Consider the following 21,720-nt stretch of genomic DNA (forward strand, 5'->3'; position numbering starts at 1 on the left):
TTTTACTGGCTGTTAGCGATAACAAATCCTGCGACAAGCGCAAGGATAAGCCCGATCACCACAGCAAATGCGATCTTCCACGCAGAATAGGGCCGCTCGCCCTGCACCCGCCCGGTGCGCCCGTTCACAACAAAGCGGTAGGTTTTGCCGCGGTATTTGTAGGCAGCCAACCATACGGGCAGCAGAATATGTTTGAAGGTGACGTCATTGACGGCAGTATCCACAGTGCCCACGCGCTGGGCATCGCCGCCGATATCATATTTCACATCGCGGTGGATCATCCGGTCAATATAGGCGCGGGCCTCTTGAAACCCGTCGGGCAGTTCAACCTGATAACCCTCGGCGCGAAACCCGGCCAGGTATTCGGGATTGTAGGGTTCCAGCGATGACAGGTCCCAAGGCTCTAACCCGTCGGTGTATTTCTTGGGGAGGGATCGGGATGCGAGTACCAACACATCATCAAAGAAGCGTGTGACACGGCCTGACACCCCCCGCCAGCGCGTTTTGCGGACGCGGACTTGGCGGCGTTTGCCGTCGCGGACCACGGTTTTGGTTTCATAGTAATGCGTGCCGCGTTGGCCGGTGTAGCGGCTTTTGGTATCAGCATCGAAGGTCCAATAAGGGACATAGATGCCGTTCATCTTGCGTCCCTTGCGGGCATAGTCTGTCAGGCCATTTGGCGCGAACCACAGACTACCGAGCCATGCGACCAGAGACTTGCGCGCATGCGCTTCATCAAGTGCAAAGGGCAACAAGCCTCGCGGTTTGATATGGCGATGGGTGCCGGTGTCACTGACGACCGGCGTTGCACAAAAGGGGCATTCTGCGGCGTGAATATCGGGGTCGAACTCTGTTTGCGCACCGCAATTGGGACAAGCGTTGACACGCGTTTCTTCGATATCTTCATCATCAAGTCGCTGTTGGACGGCCTGCTGGAAATCAAGCTCTGCGATACGGCCCGCCCACGGCCCACTGCTTTCGATGGGTTGCACATTGCCGCAATGATCGCAGGACAAGTGATGATCGCCAGGATCAAACCGCAGGTCAGACCCACATGTATCGCAGGGAAAACGGTGGTCGCTTTGTGTGATCTGTCCGTCCGCCATCTAAAAAATCTTATGCATAAATCGAGGCATCATCAGCTTCAGCGCCCCATCAAACAGCACATTGTGCCGCCAAAAGTGAAACAACCCGTGCAACGTCCCCGCGCTTAGCAGCACCAAAAGTGCCGTCCAACCGGTATCATGCGGCATCCATCCAATGAGCGCTGCTGCATTCAGCGCGACGGTCACAGAAAGCACCGCATACATACCGCGATGCATCCATGGATAGGCCGCGCGCAGCGTGCCCGTCAGCTTTGGCCCCGGTTTGCATAGCATGCCTTTGGCGGCGGCCATACTGACCCAAAGCGCACCACCAATCACGAAGCTCCAGCGGACCCACGGCTCAGACGTGCCGCCCTTGATCATGACCAGTACCAGCATGAGCGTGGACCAATGCAGAAGGATTGTCAGCCTGCGTTGCGTCATGCGCCGGGTGGTGGGGGCGGCATGACGGTAAAGAGCTGAGCGAGCTCCATGACCTCACCAGCTTCTTTCCAGCCGTCCTGACCTTGGGTCCAGACCATGCTGTCGCGGGCCAGTTTGCCGTCAGTGACCATGCGACCCATTGCAGCCTTGGAGAACGGACCAGTCACTTCACCGCCCGCTGCGATATGCCAAACATGCTCGACCGGTGGGGGCGGTGGCGTAGGGGCGGCGCCCCATGGCCCTTGGTTCGCCATTTGGCCAGCCATCGCCATACCCATGCCAGCGCCCAGACCAGCGGCCATACCACCACCCGCGGGGTTGTTGGCAGCTGAGGTCATCGCCTCTGAAGCAGAGTATTGTGTGAATTTTCCCAAATCGCCCGCCAGACCCATCGAAGTGCGTTTATCCAGCGCTTCTTCCACCGCAGGGGGCAGGCTGATGTTTTCGATGTAAAGCTCGGGGATCGTCAGCCCGTATTGTTTCATCGTGGGATCAATGGCGCTGGCAACCAGCTTGCCCAGATCAGCGGTGTTCGCGGCCATATCCAACACCGGAATGCCCGATTGCGCAATCACACGGCTGAATTCCTGCACGATGATATTACGGATCTGATAGCTGATCTCGTCCATCGTGAATTCGCCGTCAGTGCCCACGATCTCGCGCAAGAACACGGCAGGATCGGACACTTTGACCGTATAGGTGCCAAAGGCGCGCAGGCGCGTCGGCCCGAATTCAGGGTCGCGCAGCATGATCGGGTTCTTTGTGCCCCATTTCAGATCGGAGAACCGAGTTGTGTTGACGTAGTAGATCTCGGACTTGAACGGGCTTTGGAAACCGTGATCCCAATGTTGCAGCGTTGTCAGGATCGGCATGTTGTTGGTTTCCAACATATAGAGCCCGGGGGTAAAGACGTCGGCCAACTGCCCTTCATGGACAAACACGGCGGCCTGCCCTTCGCGGACGGTCAGTTTGGCACCATATTTGATCTCATGGTCTTCGCGCTCAAACCGCCAGACCATCGTGTCACGGGTTTTGTCTGTCCAATGGATGACGTCGATGAATTCACCGGTCAGAAAATCGAAAATGCCCATGATATGGCCTCCGTCGTTAAATCAATATGGATGCATGGCATCCGGTTAGCTTTGTCCTGGTGCAAGATATTCGCGTGCAATTTGGCGTGCTATCGGGGCTGCAACAGCAGGCTCCATCCCGGTTTGCAGGCGCGGATCGTAAAGCATGCGCAGCAGCAATTCATCATGTGTTGTCAGCAGCGCAAATTCTTCGTCGTCATTAAAGATCGAAGGACGTGCGCCGGGGCTGTCGTTGGCAAGACCCATACCTTGGGCCAGTTCTTCGTGGATACAAGCCGACCGCATCAGCGTTGGATGCTCTGCACGGATCATCGCGACCGCTTTGGTGTAATCGGACCGCCCCGGCGCGAAGGTGCCAATCACAACGCAAAGCTGATCGCGCGGCAGGTTCACAAATGTGCGCACCGTTGCCTCCGAGATGCTGGGGATCAATTCGCGCAAACGTGGACCATAGGTGCGCCGGTCGTCCTCTCCCAAGAACAATACGCGGAAATTGGGGTTTCGGTCGGTAATCGTAATCGGAACACCAGTCGCACGCGTCAGACGCGCGGCGTAAGCGCTGACACTGGCAAGATCCACATCGCGCTGGTCAAGCGGGACCGTATCGCCAAATTCAACCGACATGCGGATGGGCTGGGTCCAGCGGCGCAGTTTTGACACTGTTGCTTGCGGACGTTGGAAGTCGCTGTCATCACGATATTCGTTAAATAGCGCGATGCGCACAAAATTCCGTGCCAGCTGCGTGTTGGTAAAGGGTGTATCCGGTCCGCCGCCATCACCCCGTAACAGGCCTTGCGCCAATAAGTCGTTTTGCAAGCGGGTATAGTATGTCACGAGATCCCGGCTTGCCTGACTTGGCGGCGTCACCGTCGGTCCTGCTGGCGGCTCTGGCTCCACCACGGGCGGCGGAGGGGGCGGTTCGACCGGAGGCACCAAAGGATCGCATGCCATCAGACCTGTCGCGATCACAAGCATCAGAACACGATTTGAAACGCCCCCAATCATGAGTGTTATTCAGCGCCCCCTGCGGTTCCGATCGTGTCACCGGTACCGGTTCCGCGTGCTTTGGCGGATGCAAGTGTCTCTTTCAACTCTTGCTCCATCTTTTGCAGCTCAGCCTCCGCTTCGGCCCTCTTGCGCTTGCCCTCATCCGCGATTTCAAGGCTTTCGTTGATTGTGGCAATCAGATTTGCGTTGGCCTCTTTCACAGCGTTGATGTCGAAGACACCACGCTCCATTTCCTCGCGGATGGTGCGGTTGGCCTGACGCAGATTTTCGGCGTTGGCTTTGAGCAACTCGTTGGTCAGGTCATTGGCGTCGCGCACGGCCTCTGCCGCCTCGGACGACCGTTGGATCGTCACGGCTTGGGCCAACTGAGTCTCCCAAAGCGGCACAGTATTAACGAGCGTTGAGTTGATCTTGGTGACCAAGGACTTGTCGTTCTCTTGCACCAGACGGATCGACGGCAGTGATTGCATGGTCACCTGACGGGTCAGTTTCAGATCATGGACCCGGCGCTCCAGATCATCACGGGCAGAGCGTAGATCGCGCAGTTCTTGCGCTTTCATCACGGCCTGATCTTCGGGGGCTGCTTGCACTTCGGCTTCTTTTGCAGGGATCGTTTTGGCATCAAGATCAGCGATCTTGGCCTCGCCAGCCGCGATATAGAGGCCGAGCTCGTCGTAGAACTGCAAGGTCTTGTCATAGAGCACATCAAGGCTTTCGATGTCTTTCAACAGCACATGCTCATGCTTGAGCAGATCGTCGGTGATATGATCAATCTGGCCTTGGACTTCTTCAAAACGGGCAGCGAATTTGGCCATCGGAGCAGCGCGACCAAGCAGGCGCTCCCACCAGCTCCGTTTGCGGCGAACATCCAGCTCAGAAATAGAAAAGCCGCGGATCGTCGTCACGATATTGCGCAAGCTGTCGCCAGCCGGGCCCACGTCTTTGTTGCGTACACCGGCTAGCATGGATTGGCTGATCTCTTGCAGCTCGGCCTGAGCAGAAGACCCGAACGAAACGATTGAATTGGTATCCTGGATATCAATTTCGGCGACGCGCTTTTCAATCTCGGCTGTCGTGGGAGGATCAGCAGCTTCGAGCGTCACAAGTTCGCCTTTCGGTTCTGGCAGTACGACGGCTGTGACTTTTTCCACTTCGGCAAGGGCCGCTTCGGCCTGTTGGCGGACGGTCTCTGACATTATTCGTTCCCTTTCGTTGTCATGCTCACGCCTTCACGCTTGAGGCGGTCGCGTAGCACGTTGATTTCAATATCCATGTCGCTGCGATCATCGATCAACATTTTGTCCGTGCGCGCGGCGAAGTTCTGCTCAAGATCATCGAGGAGCGCTTCATAATTCGCGCGTGCATCGGCGTCTTTGTTGCGGCTGTAGAGATCAACAAACTTGATCGTCGCGTCGCGTGCGCCCATCAGGTAGACGCCCAAAAACTTGCGTGCGCCCGTCAGGTCGCGGGGATCTTCCTCTACCGTTCGGATCATGCGGCGGGCGATTGTTTGAAAGTCTGAAACGCGATCACTCAGACGGCGATCGGACACTGTATCGATCTGACCTTTCATGACATCCAGATAGGTCTCGGCCTCATCCACAACACGGGCGACGCGATCTTGCTGGAAGCTATCAACGCCTTCCATGCGCTTGTCCGCCATCGGATCAATGCCGAATGTTGCGGTGTGCAGAGCGCCGGCCGCTACGCCGTACAGTGCCGCACCAACCACACCGGTATCGCCTGTGTAAGCCGCAATCGCGACACCCGCGCCGGTCAGAACAGACGCGAGCAGTTTGCGCGGCAAAGCTGGACGGCGCGCGATTTTGCGGGCGTTGTAGGCTGCCTCAGCTTCCAGACCTTCCTGCAACAGCCATGCGGCCAGCGTGAGCACAGCAGCCCCTACCAACGCAGTCACCAGAGTAACCGGTCCATCATTCAGGGATGTCGCAGCCAAAACGATTGCAGGCACATAGAGGAGTTTGACCCGCCCACCAGATACAGCGACAGCATGGTCACTTTGCACCTTGCCACGCGGTCCTGATGATTGTGTCCCATCGGGGCTGAATTTGCCGCCAAAGCGCTTGGCCATCAAACGCCCCCTAACCAACCGGACGTCACCCCGAAGAGCAAAACAACCAGCAAGACATAGGTGATCCGTCGAAATTTTGCAGGCATGTCGTCGGTGTCCTTTCCGGCGGCGGTTTGGCCGATTGCCATCATTGTCCCCAGCACCGCCGTGATTGCAATCACAACCACGGCTACAAAGGCTACAAGAAAGATCAATCGCACCATTTTCGCGTAACTCCGCCTGTTTTACCCAATGTCAGATAGGGTGGAGAGGGTGAATTTACGAGTGTTTCTGCAAAGCGGCACGTTCCGCGTTCAGTTTCCGTGTGTAGCCAGACTGGATGATTTCGACCGCAACGAGCACCACAACAGAGAAGTAGAATGTGGATTTCGACATCGGCAGAATATCCTGGCCAAAGACCATGATTTGCAGGCTTTCGTCGTGCATTGCGTGCGCTGCAGCGGGCCCTGCTTCGCCCAAAAGAACGACACCGACGATCAGCAGGATGAACAGGCCCAACACTTCATACATCCGGTTTTTTTCCAGAAAGCGCGTCACGCCATCGGCCAGGACCAGCATCGCAATACCAGACAGGATGATCGCAAAGGCCAGGATCGGAAACACGTCAGTAATCGCCAGCGCTGACAGGACAGAATCGAATGAAAAGATCAGGTTCATAATGACAATCAGGATCACAACCTGCACTGCGGATTTTGATCCTTTGCCCTCTACATCATGGCCCAGATCATCCATGGACAGCATATGCCCAATTTCCTTAACGGCCGTGTACATGATGAACGCCCCGCCAAAGACAAACACGATCGTGGCAAAGTTCACGCCACCTTCGATGACGCCTTCCCAATCAAGGATAAAGAACGGCTCTGACAGCGCGTCAATCAGTTGGATCATCGTGAAAAGCAGTACGACGCGTAACGCGACCGCAATGATGATGCCCCATGTCCGCACAGATTTCTGTTGTGCAACTGGTGCGCGTTTACTCTCAATTGAGATGTAGAGCAGGTTGTCGAAGCCCAATACAGCTTGCAAAAAGCACAGCATGATTAGGTTGATAGCGTTTTCAAGCGTCAGCAAGTCGGCCAAAGCAATGTCCCCCGGGAGTTTTTTGTTTCCCCCACCATGCACAACGTTTGCGTCAGAACAAGGTTCAACTGGGCCGCTTTTTCCCCCTTGTGGGGCGATTTACGGGCTTTCGGACCCGTTTTGGCGTTGGTTTGCCGGAAATGCCCAGCTGATCCCGCACAACGCGCTGCTTTAATTCTTCGACTTCGCCTTGTTTCAGGGCCGCCAGTTGGAAGGGGCCATAGCTAACCCGGATCAGACGGTTCACTGTGACCCCAATCTCGCCCATCGCACGGCGGATTTCGCGGTTTTTGCCTTCCCGCAGGCTGACGGTCAGCCAAGCGTTTGCCCCTTGCTGGCGGTCAAAGGTCACGACCATCGGTTGATATTGGATGCCCTCGACGGTAATTCCTGCACGCAGCACATCCAGCTTGGCCTCGCTGACCGATCCGTTGATGCGCACACGGTAACGGCGCAGCCAGCCAGTTGAGGGCAGTTCCAGCTTGCGTTTCACCTCGCCATCGTTGGTTAGCAAAAGCAGACCTTCAGAGTTCAAATCAAGCCGCCCGACTGACATCACGCGGGGCATATCCTCGGGTAGAGAGCCAAAGACTGTTGGGCGGTCTTTCTCATCGCGTTCTGTCGTCACGAGCCCCGCAGGCTTGTGGTACAGCCAAATGCGCGGTGGCTCGGGTTCGCCCACCTGTTTGCCATCCACCACAATGCGGTCCGCCTCGGTCACATTCAGCGCGGGGCTGGTGATCGTCTTGCCGTTCACGCTGACGCGGCCGTCTGCGATCATGCGCTCGGCCTCGCGCCTACTTGCGATGCCCGCGCGGGACAGAACTTTGGCGATCCGGTCGCCGGGTGGGGGGTATCAGTGCTCATGCCAGCCCCATAGCGGCTTTGATCGCCCCTTGCCAGAGATAGCAGCGGCAGTGCATGCAAAGGATATGGATTTTCGGACCTACATGAATGTCGCCATGGACGAGGCGCGCGCAGCTGGCGCAAGGGGCGAGGTGCCGGTCGGTGCCGTGATCGTGGGCAGCGACGGGGTGATCGCGCAGGCGGGCAACCGGACGCGCGAAATGAATGACCCAACCGCCCATGCCGAGGTACTGGCGATCAGGGCCGCCTGTGCGGCCTTGGGGCAGGAACGGCTGACAGGCTGCGACCTATATGTGACGCTGGAGCCTTGCCCGATGTGCGCCGCCGCCATCAGCAACGCCCGGATTGCGCGGCTGTATTATGGGGCAGCAGACCCGAAATCGGGTGGTGTCGCGCAAGGGCCCCGCGTCTTTAGCCACCCGCAGTGTCATCATGCGCCAGAGGTCTATGACGGGATTGATGCAAATGCGTCGGAAGCGCTGCTAAAAACATTCTTTGCTACCCGCAGATAGGCTTTTCGATGAACTGGTTTGAACAGATTGACGGCTATTGCGAGCGGACCGATTTCACCTATTGGTCCGAACCGCTGAACGCGACCACCAATCTGGCGTTCATCATTGCGGCTATCATCTTTTGGCGGCGCAGCGCGGGCGTGCCGATGGCGCGGGTGCTTTCCGGCATTCTTTTCCTGATCGGAGTGGGTAGTTTTCTGTTTCACACCCATGCCACGATCTGGGCCTCGGTCGCCGATGTGTTCCCGATTGGTATTTTCATTCTTGTGTACCTGTTCGTTGTGAACCGGGACATTGTGCCTATGGGGCATTGGTACGCGGTTTTCGCTACCGCCTTGTTCATTCCCTATGCGGCGGCACTTGTGCCGGTGCTGAACCAAATCCCATTCCTTGCCATCTCGAATTTCTATTGGACCGTCCCGATCCTGTTGGTGCTGTACGCTGCTTTTCTGCGCAAAAGACCGGGAATCGCCCAAGGCTTCTTGTTGGGCGCGGCCCTTTTGTGCCTCTCCATCACTATTCGTTCGCTGGATGAAATCCTGTGCGATGTCTTCCCGTTTGGCACACATTTCATCTGGCATGTGCTCAATGGGATCATGCTGGGCTGGATGATCCGTGTTTACACGCGTCATATGCTTGCGACTGCGGGGCAGGGGCGGTAAACGCGGATCAAAGATTTACCGGAGACGACCATGTCGATTGACACCGAAACAGCCCGCCGCGTGGCCAAATTGGCCCGTATCAAGGTGGAAGACGATGCACTGCCGGCACTTGCGTCTGAATTCAACGCGATCCTTGGCTTTATCGAACAGCTCAATGAGGTTGATGTAGAGGGGGTTGAGCCGATGACGTCAGTCACGCCACAGCGCCTGAAACGCCGCGAAGATGTTGTCACGGATGGCAGCCAGCAAGAAGCCGTCCTGAAGAATGCGCCTGATGCCCGGGAAGGGTTCTTTGCGGTACCGAAGGTGGTAGAATAATGTCTGATCTGACCAAACTGACCATCGCAGGCGCGCGTGACGCAATACGCAAAGGTGAGACCTGCAGCGCGGAGATTACGGCGGCCTGCCTGAACGCGATCTCTGATGCCGACGCGCTTGGTGCATTCGTTCACCATACCCCTGATATCGCCAATGCGCAGGCCGCTACTGCCGATCAGCGGATCAAGTCCGGTGATGCCCCAGATATGTGCGGCATCCCATTGGGGATCAAAGACTTATTCTGCACCAAGGGCGTCCCGTCGCAGGCCGCAAGCCGGATATTGGAAGGCTTCAAGCCGGAATATGAAAGCACGATTACGTCCAAGTTGTTTGACGCAGGCGCTGTGATGCTGGGCAAGCTCAACATGGACGAATTCGCGATGGGTTCGTCTAACGAAACCTCTGTGTATGGAAATGCTGTCAATCCATGGCGCCGCGCCGGCGACGACGCTGCGCTGACACCGGGCGGATCTTCGGGTGGATCGGCAAGTGCGGTCGCTGCGGATCTTTGCCTGGCAGCAACGGGCACGGACACGGGCGGATCAATCCGCCAACCTGCCGCATTTGTGGGAATCACGGGCCTGAAGCCAACCTATGGACGCGTCTCGCGTTGGGGCATTGTCGCTTTTGCGTCCTCGCTCGATCAGGCTGGACCAATGACCAAAGACGTGCGTGACGCAGCCATTATGTTGGGCGCTATGTCAGGGCATGATCCGCTGGACAGTACGAGTGCTGACATCGCGGTGCCCGATTTCGAAGCCGCGCTGACCGGCGATATTCGCGGCAAAACCATTGGTATTCCCAAAGAGTACAAAATGGATGGGATGCCAGCCGAGATCGAAAAATTATGGGAAAACGGCACGACAATGCTGAAGGATGCAGGCGCGCATATCGTCGACATTACGCTGCCACATACAAAGTACGCGCTCCCGGCCTACTATGTGATTGCTCCGGCTGAAGCATCGTCAAACCTTGCCCGCTACGATGGTGTCCGCTTTGGTCACCGCGCAAAGCTGGCGCAGGGTGATGGCATCACAGAAATGTACGAAAAAACCCGAGCCGAAGGGTTTGGCCCCGAAGTGCAACGCCGGGTCATGGTGGGGACATATGTGCTGTCGGCCGGGTTCTATGATGCCTACTACAACCGAGCACGCCGCGTGCGGGCGCTGATCAAGCAGGACTTTGACAAGGTCTTTGCTGACGGGGTTGATGCGATACTGACGCCCGCGACACCGTCTGCAGCCTTTGGTCTGGGCGAGATGGCGGACGCTGATCCAATCCAGATGTACCTTAATGACGTCTTTACAGTGACGGTAAACCTTGCTGGTCTGCCGGGGATCGCGATCCCAACAGGTCAAGACAAGCAGGGCTTGCCGCTTGGTTTGCAACTGATTGGGCGCCCGTGGGAAGAGGCCGCATTGCTCAACGTTGCCTACAGCCTTGAACAATCGGCAGGATTTGTAGCCAAACCCAACAAGTGGTGGTAAAGTTTTTCAACAGTGGACGCAGTCTGGTAGGTGAAATGTGATAAAACCGGGTCTTATTATTGCGGCGACGCTGATCGGCCTTAGTGCTTGTACACCGACCGTCGTTCCAACGGAACGCGGTGTCGGGTTCGACGATTTTTCCGACTTTGAGCTTGAGCGGGCACGGCGTGAAGCGCAACTACGCGCGCCACGGGGCACCATTGTGCCGGATCCACGCGTGAACTCGGTCCCCCCTCGGGCCAGACGCAGGGTATACCATCAAGTGCATTGGCGCAGGCCGGTATTGGAACTGCGGCCGCCAATACAACCGGTGATCCACTGCGAACACAGGGTCTTGATGCGTCACCAAGCAATCCTGCTCCGGCGTTGGCAAACTCGGACGGCAGCTTGTCTGATGAGCAAAGCTTTGACGCTGTTACCGGACGTGAGACGATTGAAAGCGATGCGCAACGCAGAGCCGCGCAGGCGGCCGCCCGCGAACAGATTGCTCCGACTGCCATTCCAGATCGGCCCGCAAACATTGGGCCAAATATCGTGGAATACGCATTGAATGCGCCGAATGTGAAAGGCCAGGAATGGTATAGTCGGTCGCTGTTGTCCGGGGATGGGCGGTTCCGCCGCAATTGCGCTGCGTATGCCACGCCCGATGATGCCCAGCGTGATTTCCTCGCGCGTGGCGGGCCAGAGCGTGACCGACGCGGCATTGACCCCGATGGGGATGGCTTTGCCTGTGGCTGGGATCCGGCGCCATTTGTGCAGGCGATCCGAAACTGAAGCTGACAACGCGCCAGTCGCCCAATTGTGGGCCACGTCGCGATGGGGCGAAACCTGACCTCGTTGTGATCCACTATACGGCCATGCAAACGGCTGAGGCGGCAGCGGATACGCTTTGTAATCCCGAAACCCAAGTTTCCGCACATTATCTGATAGCTGAGGATGGAGAGGTGATGTCGCTGGTGCCTGAGGCCATGCGCGCGTGGCACGCGGGTGTCGGTGCATGGGGCGCTGTGACGGATGTGAACAGCCGCTCTATTGGGATTGAGCTGGCAAATAGCGGATTTGCGCCTTTTGCCGCGGCGCAGATGGATGCCCTTGTCGATCTTCTGAAAGGGATCAAGGCCCGCTGGGACATCCGCCCCGAACGCGTGATCGGGCATTCCGACATGGCGCCGGGGCGCAAGATTGACCCCGGCCCGCGCTTTGACTGGCGCAGGCTGGCGTTGGAGGAGCTTTCGGTCTGGCCAGAACCGACCGTTGTCCAAAACGGCATCCTGCAGGCGGAAGACATCGTGCCTTACGTCAAATCCTTCGGTTACACCGCGACGGATGACCCCGCTCTCTTGCTGGGCACGTTCCGCCGTCGCTTTCGCCCTTGGGCGGACGGTCCCCTCGACACCACCGATCTTGCGATGATCGGCAACCTCGCCGACCGCTTTCCCGTTGACGTGAATGCCACTTGGGCCTAATCCCGGCATTGCGCGGATGGCTGGATGGCTGCGGCAGTGATGTCGAGGAAAGTCCGGACTCCAAAAAGCACGGTGCCGGGTAACACCCGGCGGGGGTAACCCTAGGGATAGCGCCACAGAGAACAGACTGCCTTGCATGCAGGGTAAAGGTGAAACGGTGGAGTAAGAGACCACCGCGCGAGCGGCAACGTAAGCGGCACGGCAAGCCCCACCGGGAGCAATGCCAAATAGGGACCTCGCGTCGCAAGACGGGGATGCTTGAACCCCAGACGGTCCGGGTTGGCAGCTAGAGGGCGCTTGGCAACAGGCGCTCCAGATGAATGGTCATCCATTTGTGGGTAACCGCAATGGACAGAATCCGGCTTATAGGCCATCCGCGCGCTTCGAGCAGTTTCGAATTTTCCCTTGGTCGGAAACGCTATCAACTGCATCGCTTGTTCAACGCAAAAGGCCGCGCATATTGCGCGGCCTTTTCACTGTCCCGGTCAGACGATCAATTACTTGATCTTGCCTTCCTTGTACTCCACGTGCTTGCGCACGACGGGGTCATATTTCTTGATAACCATTTTTTCGGTCATCGTACGTGCGTTCTTTTTTGTCACGTAAAAGTGCCCGGTCCCCGCAGTGGAGTTCAGGCGGATTTTGATCGTGGTTGGCTTCGCCATATCTCTTATCCTCTGATTGCGGGCCGGCGCGCGGCACATCGCGTTAATCTCATTGAAGCTGCCTTTTACCGCCGCGCGGGCCTGAGTCAACCGCAAAGCAACGTTGCCGATCAGTTTCCACGGCCAAAGGCAATGGCCAGCCCGCCCGCCGTCGTATTTGAGGCTGGCCTATTTCACCGCAGCGCTATCTTTGCCTCATGAAAGATATTGAGATTGGATCGGTTGCCGCCCTTTGGGCTTGGCTTGAAGCACATCATACGCAGCCAGAGAGCGTGCGTCTTGTGACGTGGAAGGCCGCACACCGGGATAAATACGTCAGTCGTGAAGAGGTGCTTGATGCGCTTATTGCCTACGGTTGGGTGGATGGGCGGCGCTTTGTTGTTGACGCTGATCGCACAGCGCAATTGATCGCGCCGCGTCAACAACAGGCGTGGTCGAAAAGTTATAAGGAGAGGGTCGAGAAATTGCGACAAGAGGGCCGGATGCGTCTCGCTGGCGAAGCCGCAGTCGCCGCCGGTCATGCCTCTGGCTTATGGGATTTCTTTGCTGATGTGGATGCGCTGATTGCGCCAGATGATCTGGCCAAGACTATTGATATGACGAAGTGGGAGACGCTTTCTCCATCGTATCGCCGAAACGTGCTGCGCTGGATCAAGTTGGCAAAGTCAGAAAATGTGCGGGCCACGCGCATAGAGGCTGCCGTTATTGCGACAGCCAAAGGCGAACGACTCCCGCAAATGTAGACAAAAGTTGCGGGCGGGATGTTTGCAACACTCGGGCTCAATAAGGTCGCGCAAGGCCCATTTTGACAAGGTCCCGTGCTAACCCAGTCAGAAGTTCGGGACCGACATATTCGGTATAGCCATGCCACGCCCAAAGCTGCGGCTGTCGCCGCAATGCGACGACCTTTGCGTCAGCAATGAGACTTGGCGATACGTTTTGCAACGCCTCCCGGGTACCGCCAATTCCCAAATCGGTGTTGACCGCGAGGAAATTCTCAAACTCGATTGATTGTGCCGAAAAGCCTGCGATGGTCAGGTAATCGATGATGATGCCTCTGACAATTTCCACCCGGTCCGGCAGGTCAAGTAAACCGGTGCTGTCGTCAGAACCTACCGCCCTGTTGGCGATCTGGAACAGGGCCGATGTCTGGTCATCAATGAAACCCAGTGAGATACTGTCTGTCAGTCCGATCCTTGCGAAGTCTTGCGCTGCAAGATCAAAGACCGGATCGGTCATGCGGCTGGGGCACTGATCTTTGCTGGCGTCGCATTGAGACAGGGCGAACAGCGAAAGGTCGTCGACTGCAAATTTACAAGGGTCTTGGTGCGCCGCTTCACTCTCTGGCAGGTTTTGGTCTTCACCGCCGGTTATGGCGCACCGCATGAGATGGTTTGTCCCCGGGTCTCGAAAATCCAACGTATAGTCCATATCGAAGGCGACAAACGGGGGGAGCGAGACGAATGTACCGTCATAGAAGCTGGACAGGTTCAGATCAGTATTGTTGAACGCATATTGGTCAAGTATAGAACCGCCGGTGATCGCAAGGTAGCTTTTGGACGGCGTAAATCTTTCGGTCACTGCCGGGATGCCGTCGATCCAGATTTCTGGCCTTGGAAACCGTATACCCGTGAGATGAACACCCTCATCTTTTGTTCTGATTGCGAGAAGTGGCCGGTCGACAAGCAGACGCGCGACAAAGTTCGGACCTTGCAGGATATGAACGGAGTAGGCCGAGCTTTGCAGCATGAGACTGCAATCTTCACGTTTGTAGTCGCATCTGAATTGGTGTCCGAACTGTTGGCCGTCGTCGGACTGCAACTCAGGCAAGTCCAGAAATACCGTGGGTACAGGCAAAGTGATGGCGCCTCTCGCCTCCGTCCGGCTTGTGCCTTCTTGTTCCGCGTCAATGGCCCGCTGGATTGCGCGGCGTGCAAAGATATGATCTGAACTCCTGTCTTCATAGCTGTTGAGTGATGCTAGTCCGGTCGCGAAACGCATGTCTGATGGCGATACGACTGCGGTATGAACGATCCGCGTGCCTGCCGCGGTCCGGTACCAAAAGGGGCTGGCGATTGCATGGGTCAGAATGATGGACAACGCCACTATGGTTGGGAACCAGCGCCGGACCGAATAGCCAAAGATCCGCTTCGAAAGAAACCTTCTGATCATGTGACGTCTGGCCTCGCGCAATTTAGCTCAACAGTCATCAGTCATACCGCCCACATAATCAGCAAGAAGTACCCGATGCACAGAACCCACCAGCGCAGATAAATCGGCACTTTAGGATCGTCGCGCAGATCAGCTTTGTGTCTTTCTCTTTGGACCTGCCGCGCTGTCAACGGTGGACGGTAAATATCGTTCAGATATGTCCACGTCCTAAAGTGTTCTGGGTGCGTACGTTGAAAATGCAGCCCCTGCGAAAACCAGCCAAAGCGGGCGTCCAGTAGTTCAAGCCATTGCCGTTTGATGACATTGCTGGGCCGGACACCATCAGGAAAAAGATGGGTGTCAAAACCGCGCAACAGTTCTTTCTCGTAAAGGCGGGATTGGTCAAAATCCAGATCAACCAAACGATTGAACAGGGGTCGCCACATCTCTGGTCGTAGGTCGCTTTGCCCAAACAATTCTTGGGTTTCAGACACCAAAGCGGCCAAAGGATCGGGCCGGGGTTTAGTCTCATATTCTGGTGCCGGGGGACGGGGAGGCCGCGGATCGGCTGTCTGCTGTTTCGGCTTAGGTTCTGGTGGAACCGGAACCTGTGGCGAAGGCCGCGTGCTTGGCCGTTCGGCGGGCGATGGTGCGGGGGTGGCGGGCACAGGTGGGGCTATTGGCGCAACAGGGTTGCCTTGCGTCATGAGGAGGGCCTGTTCGTAGGCCCCGCGCAAGTTTTGAAATCCTTGCGAATCTTCTTGTGGGTCAATCAGTTTAAGTTTTTTCGCGTAGGCGCGTTTGATATCACGTTTGTCAGCACCTTTGGGATCAATCCCCAGAACTGACCACGGCCAGCCCCGGTTAGCGGACATAGGTTTCGCGCATCGCCTCTATCGCCTCTTGTGTCCGTTTCTGGGCCTTTGCGATGATCTTCTCGTCTTGGCTATCAATCGCGGTCAAGAAGCCAGCCAATAGACCCGCAACATGTTCCCTGTCCGCACCAAGATGCATCGCAAAAAGCTCGTTCAGCGCCTCGACGATTTCTTGATTTTGGCGGTTCTGCCGCGGGTGATGTTTCAGCTTTGACAGCCGCTTCAGGCTGGCGGCGCGATCCGCAGGATTAAGGGTCTTGGCACCACCTTCGATGACGATGGATTTTGTGTGCTGGGTCGAAAGCACAGTCACGTCAACCTCGAGCAAGCCATTCACGTCATAGGAAAACCGCACCGATATGCTCTCTTTTCCTGCCGCAGCGCGGGGGACGTCAATGCGTAGGCTACCCAGCCGGATATTGTCTTGGGCCAAGGGGGCTTCACCCTGAAACACTTCAACCAGAATTTCAGTTTGATGATCACGGGTCGTATTGAAAAAGCTGACACGGCTTGTCGGGATCGTCGTGTTGCGTTCGATGATGGGTGAAAACGCGCCATCAATCACCCCGTGCATAGTCTCATTGCGTGACATGATCCCCATCGAGAATGGCGACACGTCGGTCATTACGACGTCATCGAGGGCCGCATTCTTCTGGACAAGTCCAGCCTGGACAGCCGCACCCATCGCGACGACCTCATCAGGGTCCAAGCCACGTTCGGGCAATTTTTTGAACAGCTTGGACGCCACACTGCGCACCAGTGGCATCCGCGTCGATCCACCCACCAACAAAACCCGGTCAATCTCATCGACCGACAGCTTCGCGTCATACAAGCAGCGTTCAATCGGTCTGCGCAAACGGGCGGTCAGATCACCGCAAATCTCTTCGAATTGTGTGCGGGTAATTGTGACGTCAAAGGTCGTCTTGCCAATTTCCAGAGTAGCGGTTGCTTCCGGCTGCGATGAAAGCGATTGCTTGATGCGCTCAGCCGCACTCAGAATTTTTTCCTGCTCCAGCGCTTTCAATTTTTGAAAATTCAAACCCTGATGTTCGGCAATGTGCCTTGCAATCGCCTGGGTGAAATCCTCGCCACCCAAGAACGCATCACCCGAAGACGCGCGCACCTCCATCACACCGTCAAACATTTCCAGTATCGAAACGTCAAACGTCCCGCCGCCAAGGTCCAGAACGACAAATGTGCTTTCTGCCTCCTTGTCCTGTAGACCATAGGCAAGTGCCGCCGCAGTTGGTTCATTGATCAGCCGCGAAACCGACAGGCCCGCCAAGTCAGCGGCCGCAAGTGTCTGTTCGCGCTGGATTGAATTGAAATAGGCTGGCACCGTGATCACAAGGCTGTCGATGGGGGCATCAAACTGCGCTTTGATCACTTCTTGAAGCTCTTGCAGCACCAAAGCGGACAGATCAATTGCTGAATAACCGGTGCGCCCAAGCTTGAATTCTTTTGCGGTCCCGATTGCGCGCTTGAAGGCGGCAGCGGATTTATCAGGGGCCAGCACCAGACGGCTTTTTGCGCCACGTCCGACAAGCAGTTCGTTGTCATCGGTCAAAGAAACAACCGAGGGGATCAGGACCTCGCCGTTGTGGCTTTGGACAAGAATGATTTCGCCATCTTCAGTATAAACCGCCGCCAGCGAGTTCGTGGTCCCAAGGTCAATTCCGACGGCTAGACCTGTCATCGCTTTGGAAATCCTGTTGTTTGTTGTTTTGCCACGAAGGCATCACACAGCACTTAGCCCTTTGTTATGAACACGGGTTGGACTGACTTCAAGTCTTGTCCGATAAACTGTCTGGCGATTTGTGTACGGGGGCTGTGCCAGATCAGCGGTGCCGTTGCATAATCCGTGATACGTTTTACGATCGTCCCGTCAGCGGGCTTTTTCGTCCGGTTCACGCGAACGATATTCTTCTGCCTGACAAATCGGTCTTGTCATGCAGGCCATCTCATAGGTTTTCGGTGCTGAGCAGCCCGGCGGCGTTGGAATAGCCGTCGGTATAGACCCAGCCTCGCATCTAGTCAGAGGGTTGGCAGGGTGCTCGTCTTTGCGACCGACGCTGAACTGATGACGTGCGCGCGGTAAGGGTCGTCCTGACCACCATCATTCATCGCGCACATAGAAAAAGCCCCGCCTAACATATGTTAAGCGGGGCCCGTCGCAGACTTCGTGCTTCTGAGAGATTACTCTCTGTTTCCGAAAAGTTGCAGCAGGAACATGAACATGTTGATGAAGTCCAAATACAGGTTCAATGCACCCATGATTGCAGACTTTGCCAGCCATTCCTGATCGCCATGCGCGGCGTGCGCGATATAGTCGTTCTTGATCTTCTGCGTGTCATAGGCTGTCAGACCCGCAAAGATCAGCACACCCAGGATCGAGATCGCGAACATGATTGCAGGGGACTGCAGGAAGATGTTGACGATCATCGCAACGATCAGGCCAATCACACCCATGATCAGGAACGCGCCCCAACCGGAAATATCTTTCTTTGTTGTATAACCATACAAGCTCAGTCCAGCGAAGGCGATCGATGTGATCAAAAAGACATTGGCGATTGATAGACCCGTAAAGGCCACGAAGATCCATGCCATCGACAGGCCCATGACGGCCGCGAAGACGTAAAAGAACGTTTGTGCAGCAGCGGCAGAGAAGCGGTTGATCATTGCGCCGAACAGAAACACCATGCCGAGTGGTGCAAACATCACGATCCAGCCCAGGATATTCGGGGACAGCGTGATCGGATCGCGAAACACAGCAAGCAGCGCTGGTGTTGTGCCGACGGCCCATGCCACCGCGAATGTGATTAGCATGCCTACGGACATGGTGCCGTAAACTTTGTTCATGTGGGCGCGAAGACCCTCGTCGATTTCGGCCGTGCGTACCCCGCCGACCGTTCTAATTGTATCGTATTCAGCCATCTTTTGACCTCCAAGTGAAACAGCGGCGCCGCGAAACGGCATCCTTGCGCACGATATTGGCAGGCATCCGCGCTTTTTCAAGGCTGAACAGCGCCGTTTCGCAGTTTTCTGATCATTTTGGGCGGGAATGTCGCAGGTCGTCTGGGGTGCCGCACTAACCGCGCCAGTGATCTGGGATATCCCATGCTGTTTTGCGGCTTTCTTGCGCCACTTGACCTCGGGTAATGCCGATGTCGTTGAGCATGTGGTCGTCAAGGTCAGACAGCCGGCGGCGTTGGTGGCTAATCGCAAGCATTGCACCCAGTTTTGCCCAAATCGACCGTGGCTTGGCGGGTGGACTTGCGCAGAGGTGTATTTGTCTTGTTGAGGTGGTCATGCCATTTCCTTTCGTGATGTGTTTTTCTGTTTTAATTCGAATGCTTGATATATGGGTATGTTGCTGCCATAATGAAAATGAATACTTTTGAATTCATGTATCAGGATTTGTGATATGGCTCGAAATCTCGACTTAACGGCACTAAGATCGTTCGTTGCAGTGTCCGACGCAGGCGGGGTAACGCGTGCTGCGGGCATGTTGAACCTGACACAGTCAGCGGTTTCGATGCAGTTGAAGCGGCTCGAAGAGTCGCTGAATGTGGCGTTGCTTGACCGATCTGCAAGAACGATCGCGCTGACCCCGGCGGGCGAGCAATTGCTCGGTTATGCGCGGGTGATGCTGAAAACCAATGATGAGATTCTGAACAGGTTGACCGCAACAGAGTTTGAGGGCGAACTTAAACTCGGCGTGCCGCATGATATCATTTATCCTGTGGTTCCGGCTGTCCTGAAACGCTTTGCCGCTGATTTTCCGCGCATGCAGGTGCGGCTGATTTCGGCACCGACGCGAAAGCTCTTGGATATGTTTGGGCGGGGCGAGGTGGATTTGATCCTGACAACAGAAGAAACCTGCGGAACCGATGGGCAGGTCTTGGTTGAGTTGCCGTTGCTTTGGATCGGGGCGCGAGATGGGCTCGCTTGGCGCAAGCAACCCCTGCCCGTCGCCTTTTGCAGCAATTGCATCTTCCGTAGCGGGGTTTTGCAAGCATTGAACCAGCATAACACCAATTGGACGATGGCTGTCGATTCAGAGCTCGACAATGCTGTCGAGGCGGCAGTCAGCGCCGATTTAGCGGTTCATGTGGCGCTGAAGGGTAGTTTACCACCCCATACCGAGGTGATTGATCATGGTGGGCTACTCCCGGCACTGAAGCCGCAGAACATCAATCTTTATGTGCTCAAGCCGGAAGACCACGCAAGTCAGGCAATGACCAAAATCATCCGCCAGTGCTATGCAGAGCCTCGGTTGGTGCCGCAACGCCTTACGGCGTGACGACCACTTTGCCCGTCGATTTGCGGCTGCGCATCAGCTCCAGCGCGTCGGTCGCTTGATCCAGGGGCAGGGTATGGCTGACATGCGGTTTCAGCTTACCTTGCGCATGCCATGCCATAAGATCAGCAAGACTGTCAGTCAGTGCCTGCGGTTGAAAGCCAAGATAACCACCCCAATAAAACCCAATCACAGTGATATTCTTGACCAATATGATGTTGGCGGGGATTTGCGGCACGTCCCCGCTCGCGAACCCGATGACGATGATGCGCGCTTCGCGGTTGCAGGCACCCAGCGCCGCTTTGAAGGCGTCACCTCCGACGGGGTCATAGACCACATCCGCACCGCCGAGTGCTTTGACGGCGACTTTGATATCATCAGTCTCACTATCAAGCAGATGATCGGCTCCGGCGGCTTTTGCAACGGCAAGCTTGTCAGCCCCGCGTGCCACGGCAATAACTGTCGCCCCCATGGCCTTACCAATTTCGACGGCGGTTAACCCCACGCCGCCAGCCGCACCCAGAACCAGCAAGGTTTCATCTGCCTGCAGGTTTGTGCGCCGTGTCAAAGCCAAATGTGAGGTCCCATAGGCCACCATAAACCCTGCTGCTGTCGCATCATCCATTGTGTCAGGCACCGGACGACAGAGGGCCGCAGGAAAAGTTCCCTTCTCGGCCAATCCACCCTGACCACCAAAAACGGCAACCCGCGTGCCGATGGGGGGATGACTAACGCCGTCGCCGTGCGCGATGACGGTACCGCAGACTTCCATGCCAAGCGTAAAGGGCGGGATTGGTGTGTCCTGATAGGTGCCTTTCGCCATCAGAAGATCAGCAAAATTCAGACCGCACGCAGCAATATCGAGCAAGACCTCACCGGTGCCGGGCGTTGGGTCTGGGAGATCGGCCAGGGCTGGCTGATCTCCGAATGAGGCAACTTGAAATGCGCGCATGAACCGTCAATCCTTTATTTTAGCGAGTCCTTCACACTTATCGGGCTGAAGTTGTGATTTGTAAAATGGTGCAAATTTCGGCAAATGTACGAAAGTTAGCCGTCGAACCTGTCCTTAAGTTAAGGACACGGGCTGCAACCGTTGCGTGTTCTGTACGAATGCTATTTTGCAAGCGGCAGTAGATGATGGTCAATCCATCGCGGGCAAATTGCCTGGTTGCGTGGGGAAAGTAGCGCTGGATGCGTGAAGTCCCTTTAGAGTGAGGAAGACAAAATGAAACATCCCGTTGACGTACATGTCGGCAAACGGATCCGGCACAGACGGTGGATGAACGGAACAACCCAACAGCAACTTGCGGAAGCTGTTGGCATCAAGTTCCAGCAAATCCAAAAATATGAAACTGGCATGAATCGCGTTAGTGCGTCCCGACTTTGGGATATCGCTAAGGTTCTGGGCGTAAACGTTTCTTTCTTTTTTGAAGGACTTGAGGCTGACGGTAGCACAGAGGCGCAAAGCTCTGATATGCCGGGCGACATCTTGACCGACAAAGAAGCATTGGAGCTGTTGCGATCCTACTATGCGATCCCGGAGAACCAGCGCCGGCGTTTGTTTGATCTGGCACGTGTACTGAGCGAGGCGGCTTAGCCCACTACTTGACCTGTCAT

24 protein-coding genes, 1 other RNA gene and 1 pseudogene are annotated in these 21,720 nt (G+C 56.1%); 10 read left to right on the forward strand and 16 right to left on the reverse strand.

Annotated elements, in window-relative coordinates:
• Positions 1-2: 2 nt before the first annotated feature.
• The 9 genes and pseudogenes from ACZ1G5_RS14265 to ACZ1G5_RS14305 all read right to left on the reverse strand — a co-directional run bounded on the left by ACZ1G5_RS14265 (position 3) and on the right by ACZ1G5_RS14305 (position 7,667).
• The gene (locus tag ACZ1G5_RS14265; RefSeq protein ID WP_472733472.1) at positions 3-1,106 is read right to left on the reverse strand and encodes a TFIIB-type zinc ribbon-containing protein; all 1,104 of its coding nucleotides are present in this window, start codon (positions 1,104-1,106) and stop codon (positions 3-5) included.
• Complete coding sequence (locus ACZ1G5_RS14270) at positions 1,107-1,529, reverse strand: hypothetical protein (protein ID WP_472733473.1); 423 nt, start codon at positions 1,527-1,529, stop codon at positions 1,107-1,109.
• Positions 1,526-2,620, reverse strand: coding sequence for an SPFH domain-containing protein (locus ACZ1G5_RS14275; RefSeq protein ID WP_472733474.1), 1,095 nt, complete (start codon positions 2,618-2,620; stop codon positions 1,526-1,528). Before ACZ1G5_RS14275 ends, ACZ1G5_RS14270 begins: the two co-directional genes overlap by 4 nt.
• Before the next feature lie 45 nt (positions 2,621-2,665).
• On the reverse strand, positions 2,666-3,595 hold the full coding sequence (locus tag ACZ1G5_RS14280; RefSeq protein ID WP_472733475.1) for a DUF2927 domain-containing protein: 930 nt from the start codon (positions 3,593-3,595) through the stop codon (positions 2,666-2,668).
• Positions 3,596-3,630: 35 nt separating this feature from the next.
• Positions 3,631-4,824, reverse strand: coding sequence for a toxic anion resistance protein (locus tag ACZ1G5_RS14285; RefSeq protein WP_472733476.1), 1,194 nt, complete (start codon positions 4,822-4,824; stop codon positions 3,631-3,633).
• The gene (locus tag ACZ1G5_RS14290; protein WP_472733477.1) at positions 4,824-5,720 is read right to left on the reverse strand and encodes a 5-bromo-4-chloroindolyl phosphate hydrolysis family protein; all 897 of its coding nucleotides are present in this window, start codon (positions 5,718-5,720) and stop codon (positions 4,824-4,826) included. Before ACZ1G5_RS14290 ends, ACZ1G5_RS14285 begins: the two co-directional genes overlap by 1 nt.
• Positions 5,720-5,923: a hypothetical protein gene (locus ACZ1G5_RS14295; RefSeq protein WP_472733478.1), complete on the reverse strand. Its 204-nt coding sequence runs from the start codon at positions 5,921-5,923 to the stop codon at positions 5,720-5,722. Before ACZ1G5_RS14295 ends, ACZ1G5_RS14290 begins: the two co-directional genes overlap by 1 nt.
• Before the next feature lie 55 nt (positions 5,924-5,978).
• Positions 5,979-6,800 carry a TerC family protein gene (locus ACZ1G5_RS14300; RefSeq protein WP_472733479.1) on the reverse strand — a complete coding sequence of 274 codons (822 nt, stop codon included), beginning with the start codon at positions 6,798-6,800 and terminating at the stop codon, positions 5,979-5,981.
• A gap of 64 nt (positions 6,801-6,864) precedes the next feature.
• Positions 6,865-7,667 (reverse strand): annotated as a pseudogene (locus ACZ1G5_RS14305) (pseudouridine synthase).
• Positions 7,668-7,732: 65 nt separating this feature from the next.
• Between ACZ1G5_RS14305 and ACZ1G5_RS14310 the strand changes: the two are divergent.
• The 7 genes from ACZ1G5_RS14310 (at position 7,733) to rnpB (ending at position 12,494) form a co-directional block, all read left to right on the forward strand.
• The gene (locus ACZ1G5_RS14310) at positions 7,733-8,179 is read left to right on the forward strand and encodes a nucleoside deaminase (protein ID WP_472733480.1); all 447 of its coding nucleotides are present in this window, start codon (positions 7,733-7,735) and stop codon (positions 8,177-8,179) included.
• A gap of 8 nt (positions 8,180-8,187) precedes the next feature.
• Positions 8,188-8,841, forward strand: coding sequence for a ceramidase domain-containing protein (locus ACZ1G5_RS14315; protein ID WP_472733481.1), 654 nt, complete (start codon positions 8,188-8,190; stop codon positions 8,839-8,841).
• Positions 8,842-8,871: 30 nt separating this feature from the next.
• Positions 8,872-9,159: an Asp-tRNA(Asn)/Glu-tRNA(Gln) amidotransferase subunit GatC gene (gene gatC / locus ACZ1G5_RS14320; RefSeq protein WP_472733482.1), complete on the forward strand. Its 288-nt coding sequence runs from the start codon at positions 8,872-8,874 to the stop codon at positions 9,157-9,159.
• Positions 9,159-10,646 carry an Asp-tRNA(Asn)/Glu-tRNA(Gln) amidotransferase subunit GatA gene (gatA, locus tag ACZ1G5_RS14325; protein WP_472733483.1) on the forward strand — a complete coding sequence of 496 codons (1,488 nt, stop codon included), beginning with the start codon at positions 9,159-9,161 and terminating at the stop codon, positions 10,644-10,646. The genes gatC and gatA overlap by 1 nt, the downstream gene beginning before the upstream one ends.
• Before the next feature lie 387 nt (positions 10,647-11,033).
• Positions 11,034-11,420 (forward strand): hypothetical protein, encoded by a 387-nt coding sequence (locus ACZ1G5_RS14330; protein ID WP_472733484.1) that lies wholly within the window; start codon positions 11,034-11,036, stop codon positions 11,418-11,420.
• The gene (locus ACZ1G5_RS14335) at positions 11,381-12,112 is read left to right on the forward strand and encodes an N-acetylmuramoyl-L-alanine amidase (protein WP_472734345.1); all 732 of its coding nucleotides are present in this window, start codon (positions 11,381-11,383) and stop codon (positions 12,110-12,112) included. Before ACZ1G5_RS14330 ends, ACZ1G5_RS14335 begins: the two co-directional genes overlap by 40 nt.
• 12 nt (positions 12,113-12,124) lie before the next feature.
• Positions 12,125-12,494: RNase P RNA component class A (gene rnpB, locus ACZ1G5_RS14340), an RNA gene on the forward strand.
• 115 nt (positions 12,495-12,609) lie between these two features.
• On the opposite strand, the gene rpmG is transcribed toward rnpB, so the two are convergent.
• Positions 12,610-12,777 (reverse strand): 50S ribosomal protein L33, encoded by a 168-nt coding sequence (rpmG, locus tag ACZ1G5_RS14345; protein WP_008233681.1) that lies wholly within the window; start codon positions 12,775-12,777, stop codon positions 12,610-12,612.
• A gap of 197 nt (positions 12,778-12,974) precedes the next feature.
• Here rpmG and ACZ1G5_RS14350 point away from each other — a divergent pair, with 197 nt between their 5' ends.
• Positions 12,975-13,520: a YdeI/OmpD-associated family protein gene (locus ACZ1G5_RS14350; RefSeq protein WP_472733485.1), complete on the forward strand. Its 546-nt coding sequence runs from the start codon at positions 12,975-12,977 to the stop codon at positions 13,518-13,520.
• A gap of 37 nt (positions 13,521-13,557) precedes the next feature.
• Here the strand turns inward: ACZ1G5_RS14350 and ACZ1G5_RS14355 are convergent, their stop codons facing one another.
• The 5 genes from ACZ1G5_RS14355 to ACZ1G5_RS14375 form a co-directional block, all read right to left on the reverse strand.
• Entirely contained in the window at positions 13,558-14,949 is a 1,392-nt protein-coding gene (locus tag ACZ1G5_RS14355; RefSeq protein ID WP_472733486.1) for a hypothetical protein, read from the reverse strand.
• A 41-nt stretch (positions 14,950-14,990) separates the two neighbouring features.
• Positions 14,991-15,803 carry a J domain-containing protein gene (locus ACZ1G5_RS14360; RefSeq protein ID WP_472733487.1) on the reverse strand — a complete coding sequence of 271 codons (813 nt, stop codon included), beginning with the start codon at positions 15,801-15,803 and terminating at the stop codon, positions 14,991-14,993.
• On the reverse strand, positions 15,793-17,499 hold the full coding sequence (locus ACZ1G5_RS14365; RefSeq protein ID WP_472733488.1) for an Hsp70 family protein: 1,707 nt from the start codon (positions 17,497-17,499) through the stop codon (positions 15,793-15,795). The genes ACZ1G5_RS14360 and ACZ1G5_RS14365 overlap by 11 nt, the downstream gene beginning before the upstream one ends.
• A gap of 500 nt (positions 17,500-17,999) precedes the next feature.
• Positions 18,000-18,737 carry a Bax inhibitor-1/YccA family protein gene (locus ACZ1G5_RS14370; protein WP_472733489.1) on the reverse strand — a complete coding sequence of 246 codons (738 nt, stop codon included), beginning with the start codon at positions 18,735-18,737 and terminating at the stop codon, positions 18,000-18,002.
• Positions 18,738-18,891: 154 nt separating this feature from the next.
• Positions 18,892-19,113: a DUF1127 domain-containing protein gene (locus tag ACZ1G5_RS14375; protein WP_472733490.1), complete on the reverse strand. Its 222-nt coding sequence runs from the start codon at positions 19,111-19,113 to the stop codon at positions 18,892-18,894.
• A 114-nt stretch (positions 19,114-19,227) separates the two neighbouring features.
• Between ACZ1G5_RS14375 and ACZ1G5_RS14380 the strand changes: the two genes are divergently transcribed.
• Complete coding sequence (locus ACZ1G5_RS14380; protein ID WP_472733491.1) at positions 19,228-20,106, forward strand: LysR family transcriptional regulator; 879 nt, start codon at positions 19,228-19,230, stop codon at positions 20,104-20,106.
• On the opposite strand, the gene ACZ1G5_RS14385 is transcribed toward ACZ1G5_RS14380, so the two are convergent.
• On the reverse strand, positions 20,096-21,055 hold the full coding sequence (locus tag ACZ1G5_RS14385; RefSeq protein ID WP_472733492.1) for an NADPH:quinone oxidoreductase family protein: 960 nt from the start codon (positions 21,053-21,055) through the stop codon (positions 20,096-20,098). The two genes, ACZ1G5_RS14380 and ACZ1G5_RS14385, sit on opposite strands and share 11 nt — an antisense overlap.
• A 273-nt stretch (positions 21,056-21,328) precedes the next feature.
• Here ACZ1G5_RS14385 and ACZ1G5_RS14390 point away from each other — a divergent pair, with 273 nt between their 5' ends.
• A complete protein-coding gene (locus ACZ1G5_RS14390) occupies positions 21,329-21,700 on the forward strand; it encodes a helix-turn-helix domain-containing protein (RefSeq protein ID WP_472733493.1) in 372 nt (123 codons plus the stop codon).
• Positions 21,701-21,720 lie beyond the last annotated feature (20 nt).

The organism is Yoonia sp. JB2-21 (genome assembly GCF_055693545.1).